The organism is Methanolobus vulcani (assembly GCF_006546655.1).
Lineage (GTDB): Archaea > Halobacteriota > Methanosarcinia > Methanosarcinales > Methanosarcinaceae > Methanolobus > Methanolobus vulcani_A.
In genome coordinates this window covers 201,267-219,977 of sequence record NZ_VIAQ01000019.1, presented here as the reverse complement: position 1 = coordinate 219,977, position 18,711 = coordinate 201,267, and the positions used below count along the sequence as shown (strand labels likewise).

The following is an 18,711-nucleotide window of genomic DNA, read 5'->3' as shown; positions in this document are numbered from 1 at the left end:
ATGCTCCGGGAATATAAATTCTCAATTCCGATATTTAAGTAATTAAAATTGGTGAATACATTCTTACACTACAACTTATATATACCTCTTACTGCTTCATTTAAAGGATGACTGAAAGACCAAGTATAGATGAGTATTTTCTTGAGATTGCTACGGTTGTGGCCAAACGCTCCACTTGCTTGCGAAATAGGGTTGGAGCTGTGATTGCCCGGGATAAACGTATACTTTCCACGGGTTATAATGGCGCACCGAGAAATATGGAGCATTGTCTCGATATAGGCTGTATCAGGCAGCAAAATAATATTGCTTCAGGGACCCGTCACGAAAAATGCCGTGCGGTACATGCCGAGCAGAATGCTATTATCCAGGCTGCCCTGCATGGTGTCAGCACAGATGGTGCAACACTTTACTGTACACACCAGCCATGCATACTCTGCGCAAAAATGATAATTAATTCAAATATCAAAAAGGTTGTTTATATCCAGCCTTACCCGGATGCAGACTCACTTGTTTTCTTCGAGGAATCCGGGGTGGAAGTGGTAAACATCCCGATATCAGACTTTGCTTAAACAGCGAAGTCCTTTTTTAATTATATCTTCTCGGTCACTGCGGTACATTTCCTGAATGGATGACTCTTCAGATCGAAGTTCCAGTCCTCTTATGATAACTACCGGGTATCCGCCATCACCTTCTCCCATAAGCAGGTTTGCAGCTCCTGCAATCTCATCTGCAATTGCTTCTTCTGTAATCTCAAGTATGTTCCCGAAAAGGTCTTTCTGTCCTTTCCAGTTCTTTACAGGATGAATGTTATAAACTCCAATGGCAATGCCTGTTTGTCCTATCTTAAATGCCCTGCCGTTTGTATCTGTAAGTATGGCACTGATATTCTTTCCTGTTATCTGCTCGATAGCCGAACCAATTCTGGCTGTGCTCTCATCCGGATCAGAGGGCAGGTCAGCCAGATGGCCTGTATCAACATTTGATTCATCGATCCCTGCTTTGATGCAGACATGTCCGTTATGTGTTTCCACCAGGAATATCGGATAGTCTACCAGCACTTCTTTACTGCGATCAAGCACAGCCTGTACAAATCTTGCATCAAGGTCGTGCTTTGAGGCAATAGTTAATGCTTTCTCTCCGGGGATTATGTCTTCCAGTCTGAACATCCTGCCTTCTGCCTTGGCAACGATGGTGGAGGCTATTACAACAATGTCATTGTCTTCTATGGTAGTATTTTCACAGATGATCGATGCAATATCGTCCCCTTCTTTTATCAGGGGTATGTTTTCTACAGTAAATACCTGCATTTTCAATTTGGGATTCTCCAATATGTATGGTAATGATATTGTGAATAATGCTCTAGTATTAATTAACAATGCTATGTTAAATTCATACAAGTTTAGTTTATATGTGAATCATCTAATAGTATATATTGGGAGTGACTTACTGAAGTAAGTACAAGTTTTAATCTATAAATTATCAACCAACCAGTTATATTGAAGCAAAGTCATAACAACCCTTGTACTTACTTCCTTACCATCACAAAGTTTCAATGTCTGATTTCTGCGTATATGTTCATGTTCCTATTGTTGTTTAAATGTCTGGCATTGAGGTTCTTGAATTAATTCTCTATATTCTTTGTCAGCGAAAAGTAATATACTATATTTGCATTGTACATTTTTGCGGTGATGATGACAGTTACCCCGACTGAGCAAAGGATGATGATATTTCTAACTGATGCCGCAATTAAAATCAATCAAATAAAAAAGGGGTAATCAAAAAAGGAAGTCCGAATGGTCGGACATTAATTAAAATTTTATTCGATCATTATCCTGTGCTTTTCTTCTATCTCTGCCTTTGGCATTGTAATAGTAAGCACACCATCCTCAAGCTTTGCACTTGCTGCATCTTCTTTTACTGCAGATGGAAGGTTAAATGCTCTTGCAAACCTGCTGTATGTCCTCTCACGCATAAGGTAGCCTTCTTTTTCCTCTTTTGACTCCTTGTGCGTGTTTGCCTTGATCCAGACCCTATCATTCTTGATGTCTATGTCAACATCCTCTTTGCTGACGCCAGGAAGATCTGTTGTGACAATAATGTTGTTATCCTCCTCCTTAATGTCGACAAGGGGGGAAAGGGTGTCAATATCCATCATTTCTGAGCTGCTCTCACTTTCTCCAAACAAACGGTTAAGACGTTCCTGTATCTGCCTCATCTCATCAAATGGATCCCATCTTGAGGCTGTAGATGGTGACCATGGTGTTAGTCCAAACTTCATTTTACCACTCTCTTTTTTATATAGAGATGGAACTATCCGCAAAAACAGATACTCCCACTATAAAACAATATCTCAGTGGTTCTATATATAAATAATGAGCCAATTAGCTTTGTAAAAAACGAATTCAAGAGGTTGTGTAGTGGGTTATTGAGCCCACTCGCCATCTATCAGTTTTCTCACAAGATCTGCTGCATAAACCGTTCCAAGAGTGCCTTTCTTTACAGAGTCCTCATTAAATGCATCCGCATCGTCGGATGCCTTTTCAGAAGTGCAATAGATTGCTACCGGAATCGGGTTGGATGTGTGAGTTCTCAGTACAATGGGTGTTGGATGGTCAGGAAGCACCATAATAGTTACATCTTCATCCATTTCCTTTGCTGCATTCAGGACAGTGCCTACTACTTTCTCATCAAAATCCTCAATAGCCTGAATCTTTGCATTCATATTGCCCATGTGTCCTGCCTCATCAGGAGCTTCAACATGCACGAAAACAAAATCATGGTCTTTGAGTGCGTCAATTGCGTATTCTGCCTTGCCAAGATAATTGGTGTCAAGGTATCCTGTAGCACCAGGTACTTCGATAACATCGAGCCCTGCATAGATTCCTATTCCTTTAACAAGGTCCACTGCTGATATTATAGCTCCCTTGAGTCCGTATAAGTCTCCAAAAGGTGTGAATGCAGGTGCATATCCCTGTCCCCAGAGCCAGATGGAGTTTCCAGGGTTCTTTCCTTCCTCCATTCTTTTGAGGTTGACAGGATGGTCTTTCAGAATCTCCATGGATTTTTCGGTCAGCTCACAGATGAGTTCACTGTCTTCGCCTTTTGGCATATGCTCGAATCTGCTTTCATCAATAACATCGTGAGGCGGTACACATTCTGTGTTTGCTCCAAGTCCTTTCTTACCTACCATGAGGTGACGGTAGCTAATTCCGGGATAAAAACGGACTTTGTTATCTCCAAGCTCTGCATCAATGCTTTCTATCAGTTCCTTTGCTTCCTCATTGGTAATATGTCCGGAACTGTAGTCAGCTATCATGTCATCTTTGATAGTTATCAGGTTGCAGCGAAAGGCGACATCGTCTTTTTCAAGTTCCACACCCATGCTTGCTGCTTCAAGTGGTGACCTGCCTGTATAGTACTTTTTCGGATCGTACCCTACAATTGACATATTGGCCACATCACTTCCGGGGTGCATACCTTCAGGAACTGTTTGTACAAGTCCTGCCCTGCCGTATTTGGCAAGATAATCCATGTTGGATGTGTTTGCTTTCTGAAGAACTGTCATGTTACCAAGTTCTTCAAGAGGCTCATCTGCCATGCCATCTCCGATGAGTACTACATATTTCATATTTTCACCTATATTAATAGAAATCAATAAAAACAATAAGACAGTAATAATGCCATGGAAATGGTAGAAGTCCTGTCATTTTGTTGGTTCTAAGAGTGAGGTTTCGATGAAATATATACATTTTGTAATTATCTCTGTATGTATCCTTTTGCTATGTGTGTCTCCTGCATCCGGTGTGACTACGAAGACGATGATCCATTATTCTGAACCTCAGGTAACAGTACAGGATGAGATATTTCTTGAGCAGGGTTACTCGTTCAAAGTGCTGGACATGAATAGCAAAAGTGGTGATATCTGGATCGAACTCTATCTTAACGGGGATGAAGTGGAGCTTGATGACAATTTTGCCAGGGAGGACGAACCACTCGAATATGTTCGCTCGGTTGTTGAAGATGAGGATGATGACGAAGAAGAAGTTGATTATTTTATACTGAGAATTACTACTGACGGTGATGTGGATAAAGAAGATGGAGTTGTATATTCCACTATCTATGTTGAGCAGTATATGGATCCCGTCGAAGATATAGGGGATTATCTTCTGCTTGACAAAAGTTATTCACTGAAAACTGACTCTGAACTGGAATTGTCAGGTATCTACACATTAGAAGCCACAGATGTGGATGATGATGAAGTTACTCTTGAGCTGAGGCTTGATGGGAAACTGCTGAAAGAGGATGAGGTAGAGGCGGATGACTACTTCTATTACACAGTTTATTCAGATGGAAATCCTGAAACTCTTTTCCTTGCTAACGTAAAAGCATTTTTTGAGTCTGGCGATGAAGTAACTGTATTCCTAAATCATGTATCATTGAAACAAAGTCAGTCTTCTTCAGATGAACTTCCCAACGGCCTGGATATTGATGTTTCTTCACCGGTAGATGGAGGACTTAAAGCCGGAAGGATTGCAATTGTCAGTTATTCTCTGGACGAGTCATTTTCAGAGGTACGTATTCTGGTAGACGGTGAAGTTCTGGATTCTAGGCATAATGTAAGTTCGGGTGTATATAAGGCCGTAACCGATGAAATGGATGCTGGTATCCATAAGGCAACCCTGATAACTATAAACGAGGATGATGAGTCTTCTTATTATTCTGAGGAATTCTCTGTGTCCGTGAATATTAAAGACAACATTACAGAATCTATCGTCAAGATTGCAAATACGGCAGCAAGTGAAATATCAAACACTTATAATCTAACAACGAATTCATCAGCAGACACAGAAGAATCTTCTGAATCACAGGATTCAGATGTATCTCTATCTTCATGGACTTCATCTACAGGAGTTTCAAATGCGTTTTCCCTCATAGTCACAGCAGGTGTTTTCCTGTTATTCTTTAAGTTCTTTAATAAGTTCAGGTAAGCCTATATTCTTCTATTGATACTTTTTTGGAACATAGGTTTACACATAATCTTTATATTACTCTTTATTGTTTATAGACGCAATTAGCTGACAAACTAAACGTGGTTGTATCATGAGAATCGTAATGAAGTTCGGCGGGACTTCCGTGGAAAACGGCGAAAAGATCCGACATGTGGCAGAACTGTTAAGACAGTTCCGCATGGATGGCAATGAACTTGTAGCAGTGACATCTGCACTCGGTGGAGTTACAGATGGTTTACTTAGCACAGCAAAAGATGTATCCGAAAATGGGAAAGTTAGCCAGGTAAAAGAATTCATTGCGGACCTTAGTAAGAAACATTACGATGCTATTAATGTTGCAATTGATGATGAAAATATCAGGTCAGAATGTGTAGAGGTAATAGATAGCAGGGTCGATGAGCTGGAAAAGGCTTTGATAGGAATTTGTTATTTAGGGGAGCTCAGCACTCGTTCAATTGATTATATTTCCTCATATGGTGAACGTCTTGCCGCTCCTATTGTAAGTGGTTCTCTCCGTTCACTCGGTATTTTATCCAAAGCATTTACAGGAGGAGAGGCAGGTATTCTCACAAATTCCAATTATGGTGATGCCAAGCCTCTGGAGGACAGCTATACCAGAGTTCATGAAAGATTGTGTCCTCTGCTTGCAGACCACATTCCTGTTGTGACCGGTTTCATTGCCCAGAACGAACAGGATATCATTACAACTCTTGGAAGGGGTGGTTCTGATTTCTCCGCATCTATAATCGGTGCTTCAGTTGATGCTGATGAGATCTGGTTGTGGAAAGAGGTCCACGGAATTCTGACAACAGATCCTAAGATCGTACCGGATGCAAGTCCGATTCCTCAGATATCTTATATTGAGGCTATGGAGCTTTCATTTTTCGGAGCAAAGGTGCTTCATCCAAGGACCATCGAACCTGCTATCAGGCATAAGATCCCGGTACGTGTGAAGAATACATTTGATCCGGATTTCCCGGGTACTCTTATTGTTGCAGAGCAGCAAAAGGTACATGATGTAGTCAAGGCTGTAACTCTCATTAACAAAGTTGCACTCATCAATATAAGTGGTGCAGGCATGGTTGGCACCATAGGAACTGCTGCAAGAGTATTTTCCGCACTCGCAAAGGCCGGTGTAAATATTATTATGATCAGTCAGGGTTCATCAGAAGCTAACATGTCACTGGTGGTCAATGAGGATCACCTTGAAGCAGCAGTTGGAGCGGTCAGGTCTGAATTTACAACAAATGTTGTAGGCGATGTTGCCTATGACCGTGACGTATGTGTCGTGGCTGTTGTAGGTGCTGGCATGGATGGCATTCCGGGAGTTGCAGGAAAAGTATTCAATTCACTTGGCGTGTCCGGTATAAATATTATTATGATCAGTCAGGGTTCATCACAGCACAATATTTCTTTTGTGGTAAGTTCCGAGCAGGCATTGGAAGCTGTTAAGACCTTACACTGCGAATTTGAATTAGACAAACAATGCAGGGGATATCAATGAAAGATAAGCACCTTACGTATGCAGAATCTGGGGTAGACATCGAAAAGGAAGAAGTGACCATTAAGGCACTCACAAAGGGTATGGACTATAAGCGTGAGGGTCTGGGTGCACCTTTGACCGGTATAGGTCACTATGCCGGACTAATCGACTTTGGAGAATACGCCCTTGCACTTGCTACGGACGGTGTTGGTTCAAAGGTTCTTATTGCAAATGAGATGAAACGCTGGAACACAGTGGGTATTGATTGTATTGCAATGAATGTAAATGACCTGCTGGCAATAGGTGCAGAGCCAATATCATTTGTGGATTATCTTGCACTTGAGAAACACGATAAGGATTTCGCTGCCCAGATCGGTGAAGGTCTAAGAAAAGGCGCAGAGATATCCCGCATGTCCATAGTTGGAGGCGAAACCGCAACACTTCCTGATATTATAAACGGCTTTGACCTTGCAGGAACCTGTCTTGGAATGGTCAGGAAAGAAAACATCATTACAGGAGAAAAAGTTCAGCTTGGGGATGCGATTGTAGGTATTCCTGCTGACAGTGTTCACAGTAACGGGTATACTCTTGTGAGAAATATCATGGAACAGTCATCATACTCTTATCATGACAAATTCCCATATAATGAATCCACCACAATTGGTGATGAGCTTCTGATTCCAACAAGGATCTATATGGAAGTTCTTGATGTCATTAAAGAATGTGATGTCCATGGACTTGCTCACATAACAGGCAGTGGTCTGTTAAAGCTGAAGAGGGTTACAAGTCTTGGATTTGATTTCTACGATCCGATAGAGCCAAATGATATTTTCAAGTTCCTTCAGGAAGAGGGTAATGTCGATGACTTTGAGATGTATAAGACCTTCAACATGGGAATGGGCTTTGTTGTTATTTTGCCTCAGGATCAGGCAGAGAAAGCTGCCAGCATGACCGGTGGTAAAATAGTTGGTCGTATCACAGAAAAAGGAATTAAAGTTAGCGATCTTGTAATGGTGGAATAAAGTAGGTATTATCATGGCTTGTATCAATGACATTCCTTTCGAGATTCTTATTAAAGGCGCTACTCCTGCACAGGCAGAGAAGTTGATCCAGGAAAAGTCAGATACAGTTTACCATGTTCCTGGTGGTTATAGATTGCGTGGTGTGGCACTGATGGGTGATAATGTTCCGGTAGGTGTAAAGGGAGATGAGGTTTTCTTCCAGTTTATCAAGCCATGCTTTGGTATTTTTGTTCTTAAGGTTGTAGATGCTGCAGATATTGCAGAGCAATTAAAGAAGGATTTCAAAAAGTAAATTGTAATCTATGTATATTTTTGAATTACAATTTGCTCATTTTTGCAGTTTCAATTATCCATTTAAGGAATTTTCCGGTGGGGAATTCATGAATTGTTGTGGCAATTATCTTGCCTTCTCCCAGTTCTTTTACCACCATTAGGGGATTTCCTTCATCGCTTCTGAATATAACTTCCCCGTCTGTTTTTGTGAAATAGCCGTCAAACTCGATTTCAGGACATGTGTCTTCAACAATACATTGGGCTTCATGCTCTTTTTCTTTGCAGATATGGGTAACCTGATATTGTTGTTTGTATTCAAGTTCCATTGGCAGCCACTTATATTCATATTCGAAGACAACAGGACTGAATATTACTAGATTTCCTCCTCCTCTCACGAATTTCTCAAAGCTTTTGGCATTTCTCTCAATGCCTGGTAAGATGTGGGTATATGTTTTATTTGCAAATCCTGTGGGAATTACAACACATTTGCATGGAGGGGTGAAGGGTGTGCCTATGGAATCGGACACTATTCTCTGGCATTTGATGCCATGTTCAGTGAATAGTTTTTCAAACAACAAAGGATTGTCCCATACAAGCATTGCCTCGGTCATGTTTGTTGATAGTATTTGTTTCTTTAATTATTTTCTGCTATCGAAAACGTATCTCATCAATACTTCTGTTATCTTGAAGTACTCGTAATCATTATATTATATACTCTGTATTTTTGCTGTACTCATCTACTTTGTGAGAATGGCTGATACAGGTTGTGGGGTGGGATTCCAATTATGCCTGCGGCTCTTTACTTTTTATTTTTGAAGAAAAAAGAAAGAATAAAGCTGGTTTAAACCAGCTTGTTGATTGGGTGGTTCTCGTCCATGATCTCAAGGCCGAGTTCCTTTGCAGTCTCTGCAAGCATAATGTCAACCATTGCTGTTGCAGGGAATACCTTGTCAGTGTTCTCGATAGGGCCAAAGAGCTGGAAGTTTGAACCGAGCACCTGTGGTACAAGGTTTGTTCCGATATCAGCTGGCATGTAGATTGCCTGCTTCTGTTCTCTGGTTTCGAACTGCTTTTTGTATGCCTTCATCCAGTCCCATGCGGAAGCCATGTTGTGGTATCCACCACCAACAGGAAGTCCGAGGTGTCCCTTGATTGCAATAACTGCTCTCATGGATGCACCGGAACCTGCTCCGAGTGGGGTTGCTGCTACATCGATAAGTGGCTTTGTGATTCCACATTCTTTTGCGATTTCGAGCATACCCTTCTCCTGACCGGTACCACCGGATTCAAGGATCTCAAGCTTACCCTTTACGCTTGGGTCTGTTGCGTTGAATGCAAGGACAATGGATGCAGTGATGTCGCTGTCTCTGATTGCCTCGATCTCGTCAGCGTGAACACTGGCGTTGATTGAGTTGTAGATTGCTCTGTCAGCTACGCCAATTTCTGTTACATACTCTGCTGCTGCTGCACGAACATCACCAGCGGATGAGTCGATAAGGAATGGTGTCTTATCATCAACCTCTACGAACCAGTCGATGTACTTCTTGATTGCTTCTGGTGTTTCTCCGACAATCTGGTTTACTATTGGGTTACCTGTAACTTCGCCCATGTCAACCATTCCCTGCCAGAGTTTGTTTGCAGCATCTACATCGAAGACACCCTTGTCTTCATCAGTCACGATCTTGTGCCTGTTGTAGAACATTGTTCCTACAAGCACTGTAGGGTATTGTCCAGGCTGGCCACCGAACTTGACACCGCCTACATCGTATACCTCTTGTTTCTTGTCAAATTTGAACATATGAATAACCTCTTTATTAAATACCGAGCATAGGTGCAAGGAACAGTACGTAAAGCAGGAACATGATTATTCCGACAACAGCTCCGTAAAGTATTCCTATGTCTCTTCCAACTTTCTTACCAATACGCTGTGCAACTTCACTGTTTACGAACTCGATCTTCTCATCAATCATGTTGAGTTTCTCAAGTACTTCCTGGAAGTCCTCCGGGTTAGTGACTACACTTGGTACCCTGTCGCTTCTATCTTCGGTCATCTTACATCACCTTCCAAGCGAACATAGGGATGATAACTACCATTACGATTGCAAATACGAATCCTGCAATAAATCCAGCTACTCCTGTTGCGGAAACACCAGAGTCAAGTTTCTGGTTCCTTGCAATGAGCTGGGCTCTGTAACGGATATCTTCGACTACAGCTTCAATGGGTCCCATCTGGGGGGTAATGACCATTGGTACGCCTTTTCCATATTCTTCATCTGCCATCTCAGTTACCTCCGAACAGTAGCATACCTAGAAGTGACAATGTGATTGCTAGACCAATCATTATTCCTTCTACCTTTCCTGCGTGTACACCGGAGTGGAATTTATTGAGGTTACCAATTGCCATCATTTCCTTGTTGATGCTCAGTATCCTGCTTCTGACGGTTGCCAGTTCAGCTGCCATTGGTTTAAGTCCGCCAGCTTCTCCTTCGTCTTCTCCGCCACCTTCTCCGACTTCAAGTACCAGTGGGTCAGCGTCGAAAGCTCCGGGGTCCTTTGCTGCATATTCCTTGATCTTTGCAGTAATGGCATTCATGTCTTCGGTACCGATGAAATCGATACATTCGACCTGTTCCTGGAATCTTGCGATTGCTTCCTCCGAAAGGTTCTCTACGTAAGGGATAGCACCTGTTGCACCGACGATCCTGTTGTCTTTGATACCATTCTTGTGGATCATGACAATTGCTTCACCGGTAATGTGACCCTTTACTTCAGAACCTGTTACCAGGAGGTATCTGATGTTTGGGTTTGATATTACGTGTGCAACCACTTTTTCAAGACCAAGGTTCTCAGTCTTACATGGACCTGTCAGACATGCACCTGCATCGAGCTGTGGGCCTGCTGCAAGGTGTGAACCACATGTTACGACTGCGACACAGTTATTGACGTCGCCAACATCGTACTCTCCTTTAAGTATTGGCCATCCTGGGGCTGGTTCTCTTTTATCTGCCATTTCACATCACTCCTAATGCGCTCATGACCAGGAGCATAAGTCCTGCAACGGCCAGACCTACTACTACTCCGTAGAATGAGTTACCATAGAAACCTGCACTGTATGAGGTGTTTTCACGACCTGGATATGAGTTCATGAGTGGTTTGGTTGGTGACAGGGAGTTGATGAGGTCATCAGCTATTTTGTCAAGTTCGTCGAGCTGTTCCATTATAGGATCCATTGAATACTGGATTATGTCTTCTCTCTCTTCTGCAAGAAGTGAGGTGAGTGGGTCCAGTACAAGGTGTGCCTCTGGGGCTGCGTGTACCATACTCATTCCAATTCCTCCTTAGAAGGCAACATGCCAGCTCCTACAACATCGTATGCGTCTCTCTTTGTACGGTCATAGAATCCGCTGAATGCTACATACCAGAGTGCGATTCCTATGAGGATTGTGAGAGCACCTGATGCATTTGGATTAGTGGTTGCAACAATTCCTGCAACGATCATTGCGATTGAACCTTTCTCTACTGCACACATAAGTGTCCTGTCCTGTTTCTCGTCTGGACCAAGGCATGCGTTGAATGGGTGAAGGATTGCAAGACCACCTGCAATGAAGATCACTGCAATGTATCCTGTGGAAATTACCTGGCTGAGTACGACTGGGAAGTCAAATGTTCCTGTCATTGCAACTGAAAGTCCAAGAATAGTGATTGTGCCTGCTGTTGCGATCTCTGTCATGGATACTTCCATTATAGGGATTCCCATCTTAAGGATTTTGTTTGCCAGGACACCGATCATAAGACCAATGATTGCTGCTACTACCAGTGCAACTACTGGTCCTGCAACACCGCCTACTGCAAGGCCGAATGTTGCTGCAATAACTCCCATACCAAGTGCAAGCATACCAATTGAAGGTACACCGGTACCAAGACCGTAACTTGCTACTCTTCTAACTGCTGCTGCACCCCATACCATGCCGCATATTGCGCCAAGGGCACCGATGAAGGACATATACTGTCCGACCATACCTACAAGGAAGTATGCTCCGTATACTCCTATAAGTCCGCCTAATACTCCGAAGGCCATTATATTGTTCTGTGGAATTGCCTCTGCGGCTGCTCCACTTCCACCTGCTGACATTTACAGACCTCCTATTGATAGTACACTGATAAGTGCACAGAAGAAAGTTGCTATAAGTGATGCGAGAACTGCCTTTGGGAATCTCTTGAACTTAGGGTCATGGAAACCTTCGATAGTTCCTCCAATATTATAGGATGGAATTACTGCGTTCACAAAGAAGATACCTACTGCGAAAACACTGGCAATACCTACAAGGTCTGCGAGTGGAAGTCCGTTCTCAATGCTCATAAGTGCGTAGTATACAAGTGAACCACCGACACCACCAAGAGCACCACCGATTACACCACTTACGTATGATACGGTTGGAAGTCCGTGTCCCTCAGTACCCTGTGATACATAAAGGTCCTGCCTGTCCTTTGTAATTGGGTCGTACTTTACCTTTGCTGATGCTGGAGGACATCCGACACCATATGCGTAAACCCATGTTCCTACGATCATTGTTACAGACATCATGATCATTGCACCGACTGCACCGGATGCAATTACAAGTGCTGCATTGTTTGTTATCTGCATCATTGCACCAGCTGTAACCAGACCTGTAAGACCTGCACCAGCTGCGAGCTGTACGGTACCTGTACCGATACCTGTAGCCTGTGCCATAGCTGCTGGAGCACCACCTACTGGTACGAAGTGAACACTCCATGAAATTAATACTCCACCTAATGTGATCAAAATCACGTAGAGTATATTCTGCATTAAAATTCCTGCTACATCAATCATGCAGCCACCTCTGCTTCTGCTTCGTCTTCTTTGTATGTTCCATATGCAGCGCGGGCAGCAACTTCAATGTTTCTGTTCCATAATATAAGAATAAGTACAATAATTACACCTGCAAGGACTGAAACCCAGCCGATTGCATCTCCTCTGCTTGCATCAAAAACTGCTGTGACCCAACCACTGAGGAATACGGTCATTCCAAAAGCAAGACCAGTTACTGGTCCACCGAACTTTGCACAGAACCATGAGTTGTCGATACCATTTCTAAGACCGGATTCTGCTTTCCTCACGATGTTACCGGAGTTTGCAGCGTTAAGGCCGGATCCGAACTCGACAGCCTGGAATTCACGTTCTGCACCGTAGTGTACATCACCAGTTGATGAACCGATTGCACCAACGGTAATTCCCCAAATGAATGCCAGAAGTGGCAGTGAGAATGGGTGTGCCATTGCAGTTACCATAAGATATGATACCACAAGGATACAGAATGTTGTGATAAATGCATATCCCATGATGACGGGTGTGTGACTTCTAATTATATCTAAATAAATTGGTTGTTTAAAACGTTTCTGACTTGCTGATCTGCCGAAATATGATGTTACTGAGTATGTACCGTGTATTGCTGCAGCGACAATTGCTCCAATGACCAATGCCAGGGCAGCAGATGCACCAGTGTTCATCAATACGGTTGCGGTTGTTCCACCGATTGCACACATAAGTGCGTTTGATGGTGGTTCACCAGAAACAGCTTTGTTATAGATCCTGTGTGGATACATCATCTGAGGCGCAAGTTGCACTTGAGAGTTTGGGTTACTCTGTGACCCTACATCTGATTCAAGGTCTTCAGAGGCACCTGCAATAGTTGCGGCTGCTCCCATAAGTGCCAGTACGCCCATACCTGTGAGCGGTTCCATTCACATTTCCTCCTTTTTGTATTGTATAAATTAAGCGTAAATCGTGCCAAAAGTAAAATATTCTTACTTCGAATATTTTATCATAATTAGTATGGCGTAGACTAACGTCAGGTGGTTTGCATTATATTAAATACTTCTTAAACCTTTCGAATGGAACAAGCCAAAATACGGGTCTTTTTATATTGGCAGTTAAAATAACACCAATAGCAACCAACGGTAAAAATATATATTTCAAAAAATACGGAAAGCAGGATTTCATTCCCTGCGTGAGAAGTTAAGTATATATATGTCTGGTCTGGGTTGTTTGCCGGTTCCTCGCGCAAAGTCCATGTAACACCTATTGCAAAGTACTCTACTATTTAATGATGCTACTTCTGCCGTACCAGGCACAAGTCTTGCAAAGAGAAATGATGGTTCAACTTCAAGATCCTCAGATGTTTTTTTCATATATTCATTAATATGTTCCTCAAATATCTCCAGATCATCTAATTGCAACCCTCTGGTATTGATGGTTAAACCTTTGCATCCACATGGAAGAGCAAAGGCATCCATCTCAATAAGGAAGACTGGCTTTGCAAGCAGATTCCTTAGTTTATTCTCAAGCTCACCACGGTTTTTTGCCAGTGTATCTATAATTGTCATTATTGCCCACCTTCGCTCTTCAGGGGTTTTAGTACATTCCCGCATCCATCTGCAGTGTATACCTTAATTATCTTCTCTGCAAGTCTTTTACAGTATCCGCATTTGTTGCAGACTTTACTGCACTGCTTCCACTGGTTAATGGCACCGTCCAGTTCCTTGTTAGGTATGTAGAACAGGTCACGGATATCTCTTGGACAATCAAGCAGGTCCATGAGGTTACCATCATAAGATTCGTTTGCATAAGCCTGCACATTGTTAAGTATCCAGTTAGGGAAGTGTGTTCTTCCTCCAATCTTGAAGATATCTGTAATATGTTTGTACTCTTTCAGGTCTTCAGGTCGTATCCACGGAGATTTGATAAGTTGCTGGGGATCACTGATTCTGAGTGAAAGGCACTTGTAGTAATAATAGTCATCCAGAACATTCAGTTTTGGTCCCGGGCCGTTGGCATGGGAAAAGAAATTGAAGTGCGCATACCTGAAAGGACACTGGTAAAGACATCCTTCGTTAACGAGAAGTTTCAGGTCACAGGATACTGCGTCTCTTATTGCTTCAAGTTTTTCAAAATCCCTGTTTATTACAGGGTCTATTACTATAGTATCAGCACCAAGTTGTTCATAGAATTCAGCCTTTTGCGGTGAATCTACAAAGGACAGTACTGAAACAACGACTTCCATATCGAAATCCTTTGACAGCATCTCTATAAAATAAGGCTCAGCAACAGTTACTGCATCAACACCAATGTTATGGAGTTGTGTAAAATACCAGTTTACCCTGTTATATCCTTCAGGGGTAAGGTGCTGGCCACCCATACATGAACTGTTCAGAACCACTTCCATCTTCACATCTTCCTCGTGGGCACGCGCTGTCTGCTCAGCGATCTCTTCAAGTCCCGGCGAACTTAGGTTAGTTCTCCCGGTGCCTACATAGTCAGGTGTGCCTGCCATGTAGATGCCATAGATGTCTTTGGAACCAGCAAGCAGCTCCTCAAGTGCTTCAAGGTGTCCTACGTGTGGCGCATACAGTTTCATTGCTTTGCTGGTGCTCTTTAATTTAGATAAGTATTTTGGTTCCCTCTGAAAAGCAAAAGTCTTATCAATTACTACAATGACCAATAATTCATGATTCTTGGTGCCTCATCATTTGCAGGAAGTTTTTATGATATTGCTTCTGAATTACAATCCGTTGAACTTTACATGCCCAAACTTGGCGTGTATAAGGATTCCATATTGCAGAAAGATATTCTTGAATCATTACTCGATGACCTTTCAACGGTTGATTTAAAAACCTCACTTCATGCACCTTATTTTGCAGATGTTCCAACTTATCCAAAAGATGTAGTGGTTGATATGGCTTCAATGGGTGAAAGGGAGTTTCGCCTGATACGTGAATCTATTGAACTGGCATCCCGGCTGGAATCCAATGCAATAGTTTTGCATCCCGGCAGATTTGGGACTGAGGATGGTCACGAATCATGTTTTAACAAAATGGTAGCTAATCTGAAAATTCTGGCATCAGATGCGCAGGATTCAGGAGTGATGCTTGGTCTTGAGAACAAGGAAGGCACTTCTACTGGCAATCTGTGTTGTGACGCCGCAGAACTTGCGCGTGCAGTTGAAGATGTAAATTCTGATAGCCTTGGTGCAACATTCGATATTGGCCACGCAAATCTTACCTGTGGCGGCGACAAAAACAAGCTCTTGCAGTTTGTAAAAACCATTGCACCACATGTAATTCATGTCCATGTTCACGACAATGGCGGAGTCTGGACTGATGAATATGATGGTGACCAGCACCTCGCCCCTGGAGTAGGTACTATAGATTATACTGTCCTGAGGGAATTGAAGAATGAGAATTATAAAGGAATATTTAATATGGAGGTTTTCTCCATGGATGATGTGCGCACTGGAAAGGCAACTCTGAAAAAAGCCCTTAATGCTTAAGGTCAATTTACAGTAAATCGTATTATTATTTGTAGTTGGGCGGTACCACAAGTACAAGCACATCAGATATTTGAAGTACTTTTTCGGTAACGGATCCAATTAGTTTTTTAAAGCCGTTTTTTCCATGTGTGCCAATGACTATACGGTCTACTCTTTCTTTTCTGGCAATTTCAACTATTTTTTCAGGTGCACTACCATCCTCTATTATAGTATCAATCCTTTCTTCATCACATCCTGCCTCTAAAAGGATATCTTTGATGGTGGAAATAGCACTGTTTGCTCCTTCATCCTGCCAGGTCTTTCTGGTAAAACCCTTATCAGGAACCACATGAAGGACAATAAGTCTGTAATCATGCTTCTGGACTATCTTTGCAGCTACTTTTGCAGCATTTGATGAATATATCGAGCCGTCGGTTGGTATGAGTAATTTCATTCAAAAAATGAATTGTACAGGTTATTATTAAATATGTTGGAACCATTGTGTAATGCAGTGGCTGCAATACATATCATTTGTATGCTGCAAATAAATTCTTACATGGGTGAATGGTGATGAATAAGTATCAGAAATTCAAAAAAATGGATAACAAAAGTTACTCCGATGTAACTCGTTTTCTGAAAGAAACTACTCATCTCACTGCACGTGAGTGGGTAATCTCCCGGATGTGTGCAGACTTCAAGAATCTCTCCAACCACTCAGAAATGACCTGGATAGGTGAGAACCTCCCGGAACTTGTTCCTTTCATGGATGAACAATATTCCCGGCAGGAAGTATCAAACGCACGTGCTTCATTCAAGAAAAAAATCCAGCGTAGCGGCACAACATTCTTTTACGCATATTATGCAGGTCTTATCACACAGGAAGAAATGCTGCAAATGATCCATCAGATGGTGAAAGATATCAAAAAACTCATGGACACTGAAGGAAGTGAAGTGCCGGAAGAGCATGCAACCGAGGTTCAGATGCTTGTTGCCGAGGTCTTGAGAAATATCAACGAATCTCTGGATGAAGATTATTACTGAAAATAATCAAAAATAAGTAAAATCAGAATTATGCACTCTCAGGGTTCAATCTCATTTCTGTCGCAGTAGTTGAGATATCCAAGAAGCATTCTCATCTCTATTTGTCTGATGTACCTTGCCTGTACTTTAGATACATGCAGGGTATTATCTCCGATTTTGATCTTTATGTCTGAATCCTTCGGCATACTCATGTCAGTAGGAACAATTGCAGGTCCTCCGCAGGTTGTGCAGAGTCTGTAATCTTTCTTTGCTTTACGGATAAAATCCTCAACTTCTGTTTCTACCTTTATTTCTCTTGGTGCGTCTATCATGGGTAGAAGGCAGTAATATAATGGTACTTAAGTTTTATCCATCCGTTATATTCAATATTGCAATTTTAAGCTCGGGATTAGTCGCTTAATATTTTATCTGGCAGTAGCATATTTAGTTTTTAATCTTATCCAAAAACTCTCTATACTCTATTATCAAATCAAAGTTAAGTTTCTTAAAAAAGGTGATAAATTGGCTGAATTTACTGTAAATTCCACAGTTTGTGATTTTGTTCATAAGGTACGTGGTGTTAAAGACGGAAAAACAATCATTGTTGATATCGAAACCCCTTGCGAAAAGATAAAAAATATCTCTCATATGGAGGTTCCGATGATGGAAATTCTGGACATAAAGAACAATTATGTTATTGACAGGGCACATGAAGCAGGATGTTCTGCAAATTGTCTGGTTCCATGTGCGGTAATCAATCTCTGCAGGATGGAGGCAGGTTTCCTTGCAAAATCTCTGGTTAAAAAATCAGGTGGAATTAATATTGAATTCAATGAGGTTTAAAAAAGTCAATCATCTCTTTTTTCCAGGCGATTTAGGACAAGTTTAAGGCAAATTTAAATCGAATGAGTTGTATTCTAAAACCCATGATGATGAAAGACAGGGGTAAACTGGTCATCTGGCCGGCATACATCGATAAGACCAAATCCAGAAAGGATGGTCGTATTGTTTCCAGAAAGACCTCTGTAGAATCCCCTACAATTACTGAGATTAATCAGGCAGCAACAAAGCTTGGGCTGAATCCTGAAGTAGAAGCAGATAAAGCCTATCCTAAAAGTTGGTGGGATACAAAAGGCAGAGTACTTATTGATAATACTGCACCAAAGACTCATCACTGCAGAAGGATATGTTCAGCTATTAAGGAAATGCGTTCCTAATAGCATCCACTATATTTTTTATTTTTATTTCTATTAAAAAAGAATGTAAATGTGGCTGTTGCGCTAGCAACATGCAGTTTTGACCTTATACTACTGGCCACATTCCAAAGTTTGCATCAAGTACAAGAATAGCAAGACCAATAACAACACCGACAGCGACCACTGTTTTAGGATCTACATGTATTGCTTTTTTGTCGGCTTCGTAATATCTCATAAGACCGGCAGATGACATCAAGCCATTACCACTGGATTTCTTTTGTGCCATAATATCTCCATTTAGTATTAATGATTGTTTAATGAGTAATATATAAACTTTATATTAACCATTTATGGTGGTTATTATTAATTTACCTGACCCTT

The 18,711-nt window shown here is 41.8% G+C and carries 26 protein-coding genes; 9 read left to right on the top strand and 17 right to left on the bottom strand.

Annotated elements, in window-relative coordinates; all coding sequences use genetic code 11:
• Window positions 1-107 precede the first annotated feature (107 nt).
• Window positions 108-569, top strand: coding sequence for a deoxycytidylate deaminase (locus FKV42_RS12410; RefSeq protein WP_154810595.1), 462 nt, complete (start codon window positions 108-110; stop codon window positions 567-569).
• On the opposite strand, the gene FKV42_RS12405 is transcribed toward FKV42_RS12410, so the two are convergent.
• The 3 genes from FKV42_RS12405 to FKV42_RS12395 form a co-directional block, all read right to left on the bottom strand.
• A complete protein-coding gene (locus tag FKV42_RS12405; RefSeq protein ID WP_394348070.1) occupies window positions 555-1,313 on the bottom strand; it encodes a coenzyme F420-0:L-glutamate ligase in 759 nt (252 codons plus the stop codon). The two genes, FKV42_RS12410 and FKV42_RS12405, sit on opposite strands and share 15 nt — an antisense overlap.
• Window positions 1,314-1,816: 503 nt before the next feature.
• Complete coding sequence (locus FKV42_RS12400; RefSeq protein ID WP_154810594.1) at window positions 1,817-2,278, bottom strand: Hsp20/alpha crystallin family protein; 462 nt, start codon at window positions 2,276-2,278, stop codon at window positions 1,817-1,819.
• A gap of 144 nt (window positions 2,279-2,422) precedes the next feature.
• A complete protein-coding gene (locus FKV42_RS12395; protein WP_154810593.1) occupies window positions 2,423-3,628 on the bottom strand; it encodes a cofactor-independent phosphoglycerate mutase in 1,206 nt (401 codons plus the stop codon).
• Window positions 3,629-3,734: 106 nt separating this feature from the next.
• On the opposite strand from FKV42_RS12395, the gene FKV42_RS12390 reads away from it, so the two are divergent.
• The 4 genes from FKV42_RS12390 to FKV42_RS12375 all read left to right on the top strand — a co-directional run bounded on the left by FKV42_RS12390 (window position 3,735) and on the right by FKV42_RS12375 (window position 7,806).
• Window positions 3,735-4,988 (top strand): hypothetical protein, encoded by a 1,254-nt coding sequence (locus tag FKV42_RS12390; protein ID WP_154810592.1) that lies wholly within the window; start codon window positions 3,735-3,737, stop codon window positions 4,986-4,988.
• Window positions 4,989-5,100: 112 nt separating this feature from the next.
• Window positions 5,101-6,513 carry an aspartate kinase gene (locus tag FKV42_RS12385; protein ID WP_154810591.1) on the top strand — a complete coding sequence of 471 codons (1,413 nt, stop codon included), beginning with the start codon at window positions 5,101-5,103 and terminating at the stop codon, window positions 6,511-6,513.
• Window positions 6,510-7,514: a phosphoribosylformylglycinamidine cyclo-ligase gene (gene purM, locus FKV42_RS12380; protein ID WP_154810590.1), complete on the top strand. Its 1,005-nt coding sequence runs from the start codon at window positions 6,510-6,512 to the stop codon at window positions 7,512-7,514. Before FKV42_RS12385 ends, purM begins: the two co-directional genes overlap by 4 nt.
• 13 nt (window positions 7,515-7,527) lie before the next feature.
• Window positions 7,528-7,806, top strand: a complete 279-nt coding sequence (locus FKV42_RS12375; protein ID WP_154810589.1) for a DUF1894 domain-containing protein — start codon at window positions 7,528-7,530, stop codon at window positions 7,804-7,806.
• A gap of 25 nt (window positions 7,807-7,831) precedes the next feature.
• Here the strand turns inward: FKV42_RS12375 and FKV42_RS12370 are convergent, their stop codons facing one another.
• The 11 genes from FKV42_RS12370 to FKV42_RS12320 form a co-directional block, all read right to left on the bottom strand.
• On the bottom strand, window positions 7,832-8,398 hold the full coding sequence (locus FKV42_RS12370) for a hypothetical protein (protein WP_154810588.1): 567 nt from the start codon (window positions 8,396-8,398) through the stop codon (window positions 7,832-7,834).
• A 230-nt stretch (window positions 8,399-8,628) separates the two neighbouring features.
• Complete coding sequence (gene mtrH, locus FKV42_RS12365; protein WP_154810587.1) at window positions 8,629-9,585, bottom strand: tetrahydromethanopterin S-methyltransferase subunit H; 957 nt, start codon at window positions 9,583-9,585, stop codon at window positions 8,629-8,631.
• A gap of 16 nt (window positions 9,586-9,601) precedes the next feature.
• Window positions 9,602-9,838, bottom strand: a complete 237-nt coding sequence (gene mtrG / locus FKV42_RS12360; protein ID WP_154810586.1) for a tetrahydromethanopterin S-methyltransferase subunit MtrG — start codon at window positions 9,836-9,838, stop codon at window positions 9,602-9,604.
• A 1-nt stretch (window position 9,839) separates the two neighbouring features.
• The gene (locus tag FKV42_RS12355; RefSeq protein ID WP_154810585.1) at window positions 9,840-10,067 is read right to left on the bottom strand and encodes a tetrahydromethanopterin S-methyltransferase subunit F; all 228 of its coding nucleotides are present in this window, start codon (window positions 10,065-10,067) and stop codon (window positions 9,840-9,842) included.
• Between the two features lies 1 nt (window position 10,068).
• Window positions 10,069-10,797 (bottom strand): tetrahydromethanopterin S-methyltransferase subunit A, encoded by a 729-nt coding sequence (gene mtrA / locus FKV42_RS12350; RefSeq protein WP_154810584.1) that lies wholly within the window; start codon window positions 10,795-10,797, stop codon window positions 10,069-10,071.
• 1 nt (window position 10,798) lies between these two features.
• Window positions 10,799-11,113, bottom strand: a complete 315-nt coding sequence (locus FKV42_RS12345) for a tetrahydromethanopterin S-methyltransferase subunit B (RefSeq protein ID WP_154810583.1) — start codon at window positions 11,111-11,113, stop codon at window positions 10,799-10,801.
• Window positions 11,110-11,919, bottom strand: a complete 810-nt coding sequence (gene mtrC / locus FKV42_RS12340; protein ID WP_154810582.1) for a tetrahydromethanopterin S-methyltransferase subunit MtrC — start codon at window positions 11,917-11,919, stop codon at window positions 11,110-11,112. The genes FKV42_RS12345 and mtrC overlap by 4 nt, the downstream gene beginning before the upstream one ends.
• Complete coding sequence (mtrD, locus tag FKV42_RS12335) at window positions 11,920-12,639, bottom strand: tetrahydromethanopterin S-methyltransferase subunit D (RefSeq protein ID WP_154810581.1); 720 nt, start codon at window positions 12,637-12,639, stop codon at window positions 11,920-11,922.
• On the bottom strand, window positions 12,636-13,550 hold the full coding sequence (mtrE, locus tag FKV42_RS12330) for a tetrahydromethanopterin S-methyltransferase subunit E (RefSeq protein ID WP_154810580.1): 915 nt from the start codon (window positions 13,548-13,550) through the stop codon (window positions 12,636-12,638). The genes mtrD and mtrE overlap by 4 nt, the downstream gene beginning before the upstream one ends.
• A gap of 255 nt (window positions 13,551-13,805) precedes the next feature.
• Window positions 13,806-14,192 (bottom strand): DUF5402 family protein, encoded by a 387-nt coding sequence (locus FKV42_RS12325; protein ID WP_154810579.1) that lies wholly within the window; start codon window positions 14,190-14,192, stop codon window positions 13,806-13,808.
• Complete coding sequence (locus FKV42_RS12320) at window positions 14,192-15,223, bottom strand: peptidase U32 family protein (protein WP_154810578.1); 1,032 nt, start codon at window positions 15,221-15,223, stop codon at window positions 14,192-14,194. The genes FKV42_RS12325 and FKV42_RS12320 overlap by 1 nt, the downstream gene beginning before the upstream one ends.
• Before the next feature lie 90 nt (window positions 15,224-15,313).
• Between FKV42_RS12320 and FKV42_RS12315 the strand changes: the two genes are divergently transcribed.
• On the top strand, window positions 15,314-16,135 hold the full coding sequence (locus tag FKV42_RS12315) for a sugar phosphate isomerase/epimerase family protein (RefSeq protein WP_154810577.1): 822 nt from the start codon (window positions 15,314-15,316) through the stop codon (window positions 16,133-16,135).
• A gap of 25 nt (window positions 16,136-16,160) precedes the next feature.
• Here FKV42_RS12315 and FKV42_RS12310 read toward each other — a convergent pair whose 3' ends face one another.
• The gene (locus FKV42_RS12310) at window positions 16,161-16,568 is read right to left on the bottom strand and encodes a universal stress protein (RefSeq protein ID WP_154810576.1); all 408 of its coding nucleotides are present in this window, start codon (window positions 16,566-16,568) and stop codon (window positions 16,161-16,163) included.
• Between the two features lie 116 nt (window positions 16,569-16,684).
• Here FKV42_RS12310 and FKV42_RS12305 point away from each other — a divergent pair, with 116 nt between their 5' ends.
• Window positions 16,685-17,155: a DUF5806 family protein gene (locus tag FKV42_RS12305; RefSeq protein WP_154810575.1), complete on the top strand. Its 471-nt coding sequence runs from the start codon at window positions 16,685-16,687 to the stop codon at window positions 17,153-17,155.
• A 38-nt stretch (window positions 17,156-17,193) separates the two neighbouring features.
• On the opposite strand, the gene FKV42_RS12300 is transcribed toward FKV42_RS12305, so the two are convergent.
• On the bottom strand, window positions 17,194-17,466 hold the full coding sequence (locus FKV42_RS12300; protein WP_154810574.1) for a hypothetical protein: 273 nt from the start codon (window positions 17,464-17,466) through the stop codon (window positions 17,194-17,196).
• Window positions 17,467-17,656: 190 nt separating this feature from the next.
• Between FKV42_RS12300 and FKV42_RS12295 the strand changes: the two genes are divergently transcribed.
• Window positions 17,657-17,977, top strand: a complete 321-nt coding sequence (locus tag FKV42_RS12295; protein WP_154810573.1) for a DUF6951 family protein — start codon at window positions 17,657-17,659, stop codon at window positions 17,975-17,977.
• An 89-nt stretch (window positions 17,978-18,066) separates the two neighbouring features.
• Window positions 18,067-18,351, top strand: a complete 285-nt coding sequence (locus FKV42_RS12290; protein WP_154810694.1) for a signal recognition particle protein Srp19 — start codon at window positions 18,067-18,069, stop codon at window positions 18,349-18,351.
• An 85-nt stretch (window positions 18,352-18,436) separates the two neighbouring features.
• Here FKV42_RS12290 and FKV42_RS12285 read toward each other — a convergent pair whose 3' ends face one another.
• Window positions 18,437-18,616, bottom strand: a complete 180-nt coding sequence (locus tag FKV42_RS12285) for a preprotein translocase subunit Sec61beta (protein ID WP_154810572.1) — start codon at window positions 18,614-18,616, stop codon at window positions 18,437-18,439.
• Window positions 18,617-18,711: the final 95 nt, after the last annotated feature.